Source organism: Mesorhizobium sp. M7A.F.Ca.US.006.04.2.1 (assembly GCF_004022915.1).
GTDB lineage: Bacteria > Pseudomonadota > Alphaproteobacteria > Rhizobiales > Rhizobiaceae > Mesorhizobium > Mesorhizobium ciceri.
In genome coordinates this window covers 1-7,676 of record NZ_RZQA01000235.1, presented here as the reverse complement: position 1 = coordinate 7,676, position 7,676 = coordinate 1, and the positions used below count along the sequence as shown (strand labels likewise).

Annotated in this window: 8 protein-coding genes; all 8 read left to right on the top strand. The window is 64.1% G+C overall.

Features of this window, described 5'->3' with window-relative positions:
• Positions 1-1,526, top strand: a 1,526-nt coding sequence (locus tag EN925_RS14745) for an ABC transporter permease (protein ID WP_128336646.1), incomplete at its 5' end; no start/stop codon positions are given.
• Positions 1,527-1,539: 13 nt separating this feature from the next.
• A complete protein-coding gene (locus tag EN925_RS14740) occupies positions 1,540-2,346 on the top strand; it encodes an SDR family oxidoreductase (protein WP_127385018.1) in 807 nt (268 codons plus the stop codon).
• Between the two features lie 10 nt (positions 2,347-2,356).
• Complete coding sequence (locus tag EN925_RS14735) at positions 2,357-3,304, top strand: 3-hydroxyacyl-CoA dehydrogenase (protein WP_127368384.1); 948 nt, start codon at positions 2,357-2,359, stop codon at positions 3,302-3,304.
• The gene (locus tag EN925_RS14730) at positions 3,301-4,263 is read left to right on the top strand and encodes a 3-keto-5-aminohexanoate cleavage protein (RefSeq protein ID WP_127385015.1); all 963 of its coding nucleotides are present in this window, start codon (positions 3,301-3,303) and stop codon (positions 4,261-4,263) included. Before EN925_RS14735 ends, EN925_RS14730 begins: the two co-directional genes overlap by 4 nt.
• 46 nt (positions 4,264-4,309) lie before the next feature.
• Positions 4,310-5,188: an SMP-30/gluconolactonase/LRE family protein gene (locus tag EN925_RS14725; RefSeq protein ID WP_013533046.1), complete on the top strand. Its 879-nt coding sequence runs from the start codon at positions 4,310-4,312 to the stop codon at positions 5,186-5,188.
• Positions 5,189-5,377: 189 nt separating this feature from the next.
• Positions 5,378-6,034 carry a GntR family transcriptional regulator gene (locus EN925_RS14720; protein WP_032809708.1) on the top strand — a complete coding sequence of 219 codons (657 nt, stop codon included), beginning with the start codon at positions 5,378-5,380 and terminating at the stop codon, positions 6,032-6,034.
• A 75-nt stretch (positions 6,035-6,109) separates the two neighbouring features.
• Positions 6,110-6,904, top strand: a complete 795-nt coding sequence (locus EN925_RS14715) for a DeoR/GlpR family DNA-binding transcription regulator (RefSeq protein WP_063171545.1) — start codon at positions 6,110-6,112, stop codon at positions 6,902-6,904.
• A 77-nt stretch (positions 6,905-6,981) separates the two neighbouring features.
• Positions 6,982-7,676: FAD-binding oxidoreductase (locus EN925_RS14710; protein ID WP_164894217.1), on the top strand; the 695-nt coding region annotated here is incomplete at its 3' end.

The following is a 7,676-nucleotide window of genomic DNA, read 5'->3' as shown; positions in this document are numbered from 1 at the left end:
GTGTCGTCCTGCCCGCCTGGTCCTGGCTGAAGGGAACCCGCTTCGGCACAGCACTCTACGCGGTTGGCAGCGATCCGGAGTCGGCCGCTTCCGTCGGCATCAATGTCGTTCTGGTGCGCTTTGCCGTCTATGTTATCGCCGGCGGCTGCTATGGCCTTGCCGGCGTGTTCATCAGCGCCCAGACCGGCCGCGGCGATCCGCTGGTCGGCAATCCGCTGCTCTTGTCGATGTTCGCGGCGGTCGTCGTCGGCGGCACGCGCCTCGGTGGCGGGCAGGGCGGCCCGGTGGGCTCTGTCTTCGGCGCCTTTATCCTGATGATCGTGGTGAACATCCTGCTGGTGCTCAACGTATCGGCCTATTATGCGACCATTGCCGAAGGCACCATTCTGGTGCTGGCGGCACTTGCCGGCTCGATCTCGCATGCATCGGTGCTTGCCGTGCAATTGCGCGCCGCGCGTGCCCGGTTTGCCGCCTGGCGCGCCGGCATATTGCCCTCCCAGCTCGAGCGCGTGGACCGGCGTCTCAAGATCGCCGAGCCAGCCCATGCCCAGCGCAGTCCGGCATCGCCGCGCCCTGCCTTCCATCTGCGCAATGCGGAAACGCTGCGCTATGCGCTGCCGGCCTATGTCTGCCTGCTGCTCATCGTGCTCGTCACCCAGATCTGGCTCGGCCGCGCCATCCTCAATCCGGGATACTGGAATTCGCTGCTGGTGCTATCCTCCTTCCTAGCCGTCCTGGCGCTCGGGCAGGGGACCGTCATCCTGACCGGAGGCCTCGATCTCTCCGTGCCGTGGACGATCGGCATCTCCGGCATCATCCTGGCGGGCATGGTCAAAGGCTCAGACGCCGCCCTTGTCTACGCCTTGCCGGTCGTCCTGGTGATGGCCTGCGCCATCGGCTTCGCCAATGGTTTCGGCATCGTCTATCTCGGCATCTCGCCGATCGTCATGACGCTCGCCACCAACGGCATTCTGCAAGGCTGTGCGCTGCTCTATTCGCAGGGAACGCCGGCCGGGTTTTCCTCGCCGATGCTGCGCTGGGTCATGACGGCCAAGCTCGCCGGCCTGCTGACTCCAATCGTGCTGCTGATGGTCGTCTTTGTCGTCGCAGCGGTACTCCTGCTTGGCCGCACCCCGTTCGGAAGGCGCGTCTACGGCATCGGCAACGGGCTGCGCGCGGCGCGCTTGTCGGGCATCGGCGTCGAGCGCACGCTCATCCTGGTCTACATGCTTTCGGCCGTCTGCGCGGCTGTTGTCGGCGTCATGCTGACCGGCTTTTCGGGTCAGGCGAGCCTCGGCATGGGCGACGACTATCTCTTGCCGTCGATCGCCGTGGTGGTGGTCGGCGGCGCGCTGATCACCGGCGGGCGCGGCCACTATCTCGGCATGCTCGGCGGCGTGTTGTTGCTGACGGCACTGCAGATGCTGCTCGCCGGCACCACGCTTCCCTATGCCACGAGGGCAATTCTTTACGGACTGGTCGTTCTGGGCGCCGTCATGGCGCTGCGCGAACGGCGGCTGCAATGAGAAGGACATGACCATGAGCACAAGGGCGCCGGCATCGGCGGACGAATTTTTGACCGGGCTGAAAGGCCAGCGCGTGCTGGTGACGGCGGGCGCAGGCGGCATCGGGTTTGCCATAGCCGACACGCTGTCACGCCTCGGCGCCCGCATCGTCGTCTGCGACGTTTCCGATGAGGCGCTGGCCGCTGCTCCCAGCAAGATCGACCTGGTCGCGGCGGTCAAGGCCGACGTCTCGCGCGACGAGGACGTCGACCGTCTGTTCGAGGCGGTCGAGAAAAAACTCGGCGGGCTCGATGCGCTGATCAACAATGCCGGCATTGCCGGGCCGACCGGCGGTGTCGACGAGATCGATCCGGCGGACTGGCGGCGCTGCATCGACATCTGCCTGACCGGCCAGTTCCTGTGCGCCCGGCGCGCGGTGCCGCTGATCAAGGCGGCGGGCGGCGGTTCGATCGTCTCGATGTCGTCGGCCGCCGGCCGCCATGGCTACGCCTTCCGCACACCCTATTCGGCGGCCAAGTTCGGTGTCATCGGTTTCACGCAAAGCTTGGCCAAAGAGCTCGGGCCGCACGCCATCAGGGTCAACGCCATCCTGCCCGGCATCATCGAGGGCCCCCGCATCGAAGGGGTTATCTCGGCGCGCGCCAAGCAGGTCGGTGTCAGCCACGAGGAGATGACCGGACGCTATCTCCAGAACATCTCGCTGCGTCGCATGACCAGCCCCTATGATGTCGCGTCGATGGTCGCCTTCCTGCTCTCCGATGCGGGGATCAACATTTCCGGCCAGTCGCTCGGCGTCGACGGCAACGTCGAAACACTTTGAGGAACAAACCATGCCCAATGTCGCGATCGTCGGAAGCGGGTTCATCGGACGGGCCTGGGCGATCAGCTTCGCCCGCGCCGGCCATGACGTGCGGATGTGGGACCAGTCGCCCACTGCCACAGGTGGAGCCCGCGACTACATTGCCGGCGTGCTCGGCGATCTCGCCCAGAACGATCTTCTGCGGGGACAGCAAGCCGGTGAGGTTCTTGACCGTATCTCCGTTGTCGCCGAGCTTGAAGAGGCGTTGGCAGGTGCCGTGCATATCCAGGAGAACACGCCCGAGAATCTCGAGGTGAAGCGCAAGGTGTTCTCCTTGATCGACACGCTTGCCGATCCCCAAACAGTCATCGCCAGTTCCACCTCGGCGCTGTTGCCGTCGAAATTCACCGACCATCTGCAAGGGCGGCAGCGCTGCCTGGTCGTGCATCCGATCAACCCGCCCTATCTCATTCCGGCGGCCGAAATCGTGCCGGCGCCGTGGACCTCGGCCGAGACGGTCGAGAGAACCCGCGCCTTCCTCGTCGACGCCGGCCACGCGCCACTGGTCATGCAGCACGAGCTTGACGGCTTCATCATGAATCGCCTGCAAGGCGCATTGCTTGAGGAAGCTTTCCGGCTTGTCGCCGATGGCTACGCCAGTGTCGAGGATGTCGACGTCGGCATCCGCGACGGGCTGGCGCTGCGCTGGTCGTTCATGGGGCCGTTCGAGACCATCGATCTCAATGCACCCGGCGGCGTGCGCGACTATGTCGAGCGCTATCAGGGCATCTATTCCAACATCTTTCCCCAGACGCAGCGGCGCGTCGACTGGGCCGGCAAGGTCATCGACACGGTCGAGGCTGATCGCCGCAAGCGACTGCCACAGCAAAGCCTAGGCGACCGGCAGGTGTGGCGTGACCGCCGGCTCATGGCGCTCGCCGCCCACAAGAGAAAATCGGATCAGGAGTTTGGAGAATGACGCAAACCAGTCGCAAGCCGGGACCTGCACAGACCAGGGGCAAGGTCATCATCACCTGCGCGGTGACGGGCGCCATCCACACGCCGACCATGTCGCCCTATCTGCCGATCACGCCCGACCAGATCGCTTCGGAGGCGATCGCGGCGGCGGAAGCCGGTGCCGCGATCCTGCATCTGCATGCCCGCGATCCGGAAACCGGCAAGCCCGACCAGACGCCGGAGGCCTTCGCCCGCTTCCTGCCGCGCGTCAAGCAAGGCACCAACGCCGCCATCAACATCACCACCGGTGGCAGCCCCTACATGAAGGTCGAGGAGCGCGTGCGCCCGGCCGCCCAGTTCAAGCCGGAAGTCGCCTCGCTCAACATGGGCTCGATCAATTTCGGGCTCTATCACCTGGCCGACAAATACGAGACCTTCAAGTTCGATTGGGAAAAGCCGCATCTGGAAGCGACGCGCGACCTCGTCTTCCGCAACTCATTCAAGGACATCGAGTACATTCTGGCGACCTGCTACGACAACGGCACGCGCTTCGAGTTCGAGTGCTACGACATCGCCCATCTGTACAACCTTTCCCACTTCGCCGACCGTGGGCTGGTGGAGCCGCCTTTCTTCGTGCAGTCGGTGTTCGGGCTGCTCGGCGGCATCGGCACGCATCCAGAAGACGTTGCCCATATGAAGCGCACTGCCGACCGGCTGTTCGGCGACCAGTTCCGGTGGTCGGTACTGGGCGCCGGCGCCAGCCAACTGCGCATCGCGGCGCAATCGGCGGCCCTTGGCGGCAACATCCGCGTCGGGCTGGAGGACAGTCTGTGGGCGGGCAAGGGCAAGCTTGCCAAGTCGAACGCCGAGCAGGTCTTGCTGGCCCGCAAGATCATCGAAGGGCTCGGCATGGAGGTGGCGACGCCCGACGAGGCACGCGAAATCCTGTCATTGAAAGGCGGGGACAAGGTCGCTTTCTGAGGCTGCCCGAGCAATCGCCGCGAGACGCAAAACGGAGGAGGACGGCATGAAGATCGAAGTCGTGGTGGACGTGAAGACCACACTGGGCGAAGGACCGCTGTGGGACGTCGAACAGGAACGACTCTACTGGATCGACAGCTTCGACGGGCGCGTGTTTCGGGCGACCGCCGACGGGCGCGAGATCCGGTCATGGGACGTGCCGATGAAGATCGGCTCAATGGCGCTGCGCAAGGACGGCGGCGGCGCTGTCGTCTCGCTGCAGCGCGGCTTCCATCTGCTCGATTTCGCCACGGGCGAGGTGACGCTGATCCACGATCCCGAGCCGGACAAGCCGATGAACCGGCTCAACGACGGCAAGGTCGACCGGCGCGGCCGTTTCTTCGCCGGCTCCATGGATACGATGGAAGAGGGGCCGTCCGGCGGTCTCTACAGGCTCGATCCGGATTTTTCCGTCACCCGGATCGATTCCGGCATCATCTGCTCCAACGGTCCATGCTGGAGCCCCGACGACCGCACCTTCTATTTCGCCGATACCTGGACCGGCGAGATATGGGCCTACGACTACGATATCGCCACCGGTGCCGCCACCAACAGGCGTACCTTCGTGCGCGTCGACACCAGCCGAGGCGGTGCGGCGGACGGCTCGACCGTCGATGCCGAGGGCTATCTCTGGAATGCGCTGGTCTATGACGGAAGGCTGGTACGCTACGCGCCCGATGGCAGCATCGATCGCATCATCGACATGCCGGTCAAGAAGATCACCAGCGTCATGTTCGGCGGACCGAAGCTCGACACCCTCTACGTCACCTCAATGGCCAAGCCGCCGCTGCCGCGTTTTCCCGGCGACGGCGTTTTGCGCGGCAGCCTGTTCGCCATATCAGGCCTTGGCGTTAGGGGCGTCGCGGAACCGCGCTTCGGCGGCTGACGCCAGGCAAGCGAAGCGCCGGTAAAATACGCAGATCAGGCCTTGGCGCAGGAATTCGGGCAAGTCTGGCAATTGATGCCGAACGTGTGCATATACAGGCATACATATATCCATGCAGAGGGGTTTCCGTTAGGCTGAGCGCCCCGCGTCAAACGGGAGCATCGATTGCCAGGATTTGCGGAAAGCGTGATGCAGGGGCCGCGAACCGTGGCCGAACAGGTCGCCAATGTCCTGCGCGAAGCGATTGCCAGTGGCACCATCAAGGCGGGCACTTCGCTGCGCCAGGACGAATTGGCCGAGCAGTTTGGCTTCAGCCGCATGCCCATTCGTGACGCCCTTCGCCAATTGGAAGCCGAAGGCATTGTTTCCATCCATCCGACAAAAGGCGCGCAGGTCGCCCGGATGGACAGCGCCGAGATCAGTGAAATCTATGCACTGCGCGAATTGCTCGAATGCGAGGCGTTGCGGCTTTCGCTTCCCAATCTCGCCGGTGACAGGCTCGACGAGGCGGAACAGGTTCTCGATCAGATCGACGCGGAGCGCAATGTCGGCCGATGGGGCGCGCTGAACCGTGCCTTTCATCTGGCTCTCTACGATGCCTGCGGCAACAATCGATTGCTGGCCTTAATCGAGGCGCACCACAATGCCGCCGATCGCTACGTCCGCATCCTGCTGTCGAACCTGGACTATCGCAGCCGCTCGCAGACGGAGCACCGCGATCTGCTGGCCGCCTGCCGGTGGCGCGACGGCGACAGGGCCATAGGCATTCTGAGGCAGCATCTTCGCGAGGGAAGCGAGACGCTGGTCAGCGCGATCAGGGAAGATGGCCTGTCGCGAAAATCCTGACGACATGGCTTGAGTTGCCTCTGCGCACGATCACTGCCACATATTGCAACATCGCTACTCGATCCGAGGATCATCATGTCCCCCGACAGCAGCCTGCCGGCGCGCGCCCTTGCTCCACGTCGCCACGAAGAGATCCTGCGGCGGCTGGGCGCCCAGGGATCTGTCAGTGTCGCCGAACTGGCCGGGTTCTTCGATGTCTCGCGCGAAACCATCCGCCGTGACCTGAAGCTGCTGTCGGATAAGGGACGGCTCGGCATTGTCCATGGCGGCGCTGCCCGCTTCGAGCCGAGCGAACCGGCAATGAGCTTGCGCAGCCACGAAAATGCCGGAGGCAAGGCCGCGATCGGCAGGCTGGCCGCCGGTCTTGTAAAGGACGGCATGGTGGTGTTCCTCGATTCCGGCACCACCACATTGGCCGTCGCACAAGCCATGGCCGACCTGCGCGATCTCACCATCTGCACGGCGAGCCTGAAGATCGCGCTTCTGCTGTGCCACGTCTCAGGCATGCGCGTGCATGTGCTGGGTGGCGAAGTCGATCCCGGCGAGGAAGCAGCCTCCGGCATCGACATGCTCGAAGCCATGTCGCGCTTTCGCGTCGACATCGCCTTCCTCGGTGGTGGCGCGCTGTCGCCCGACGGCGAGGTGACCGATTTCACCCGCGCCGGCGCCGAACAGCGCAGCCGCATGATCGCGCTTGCCGCCAAAACCTACTTCGTTCTCGACAGCAGCAAGTTCGCAAAGCTGACGCCGCTCAGGATTCCGAATTTTCAACGCGCCGCCGGCGTGATCGTCGACGCGAAACCGCAGGCTGACATCGCTGAAGCGCTTGCGCGCAAAGGGCCTGAGCTGATGGTTGCCTCTTTGATGTGATATTTTGTGGTATTTTGTGTTGATATTTGGAATTCGGCTGCTATGATCCAACCGGTGTCAAAACGGCAGGATGTCCCATGGCAAACGAATTCCCTACGCAAGCGCGCGTCGTCATCGTCGGCGGCGGTATCATTGGCTGCTCGGTCGCGTATCATCTGACGAAGCTCGGTTGGACCGATGTCGTGCTGCTCGAACAGGGGCAACTCAGCGGTGGCACCACCTGGCACGCCGCAGGGCTTGTCGGCCAGTTGCGCAGTCATTCCAACATGACCAGCCTGATCAAATACTCCACGCAGCTCTATGGCGAGCTGGAGGCCGAGACCGGGCTCGCCACCGGTTGGAAGAATTGTGGCTCGCTGTCGGTGGCGCGGACCGCCGACCGCATGACGGTGCTGAAGCGCACGGCCGCATCGGCTCGCGCCCAAGGCGTCGAGATCGACGTGATTTCGCCGAAGGAGGCGGCCGATCTATGGCCGGTCATGGCGACCGACGATCTGGTCGGAGCCGTCTGGCTGCCGGGCGACGGCAAGGCCAATCCGACCGATCTCACGCAATCGCTGGCCAAGGGTGCGCGCAATCGCGGCGCGAAAATTTTCGAGCGGGTCAAGGTCACCGGCATCAGCGTGAAGAACGGCGTCGCCTGCGGTGTCGAGACGGACCGCGGCAACATTGCCGCCGAGATCGTCGTCAATTGCGCCGGCCAGTGGGCGCGCAAGGTCGGGCTGATGTGCGGCGTCTCGGTGCCGCTGCATTCGGCCGAGCACATGTACAT

What these genes read in the sequence shown, in the direction of transcription:
- EN925_RS14740 (WP_127385018.1), top strand. Translation starts at nt 1,540, where the DNA reads ATGAGCACAAGGGCGCCGGCATCGGCGGACGAATTTTTGACCGGGCTG.
- EN925_RS14735 (WP_127368384.1), top strand. Translation starts at nt 2,357, where the DNA reads ATGCCCAATGTCGCGATCGTCGGAAGCGGGTTCATCGGACGGGCCTGG.
- EN925_RS14730 (WP_127385015.1), top strand. Translation starts at nt 3,301, where the DNA reads ATGACGCAAACCAGTCGCAAGCCGGGACCTGCACAGACCAGGGGCAAG.
- EN925_RS14725 (WP_013533046.1), top strand. Translation starts at nt 4,310, where the DNA reads ATGAAGATCGAAGTCGTGGTGGACGTGAAGACCACACTGGGCGAAGGA.
- EN925_RS14720 (WP_032809708.1), top strand. Translation starts at nt 5,378, where the DNA reads ATGCAGGGGCCGCGAACCGTGGCCGAACAGGTCGCCAATGTCCTGCGC.
- EN925_RS14715 (WP_063171545.1), top strand. Translation starts at nt 6,110, where the DNA reads ATGTCCCCCGACAGCAGCCTGCCGGCGCGCGCCCTTGCTCCACGTCGC.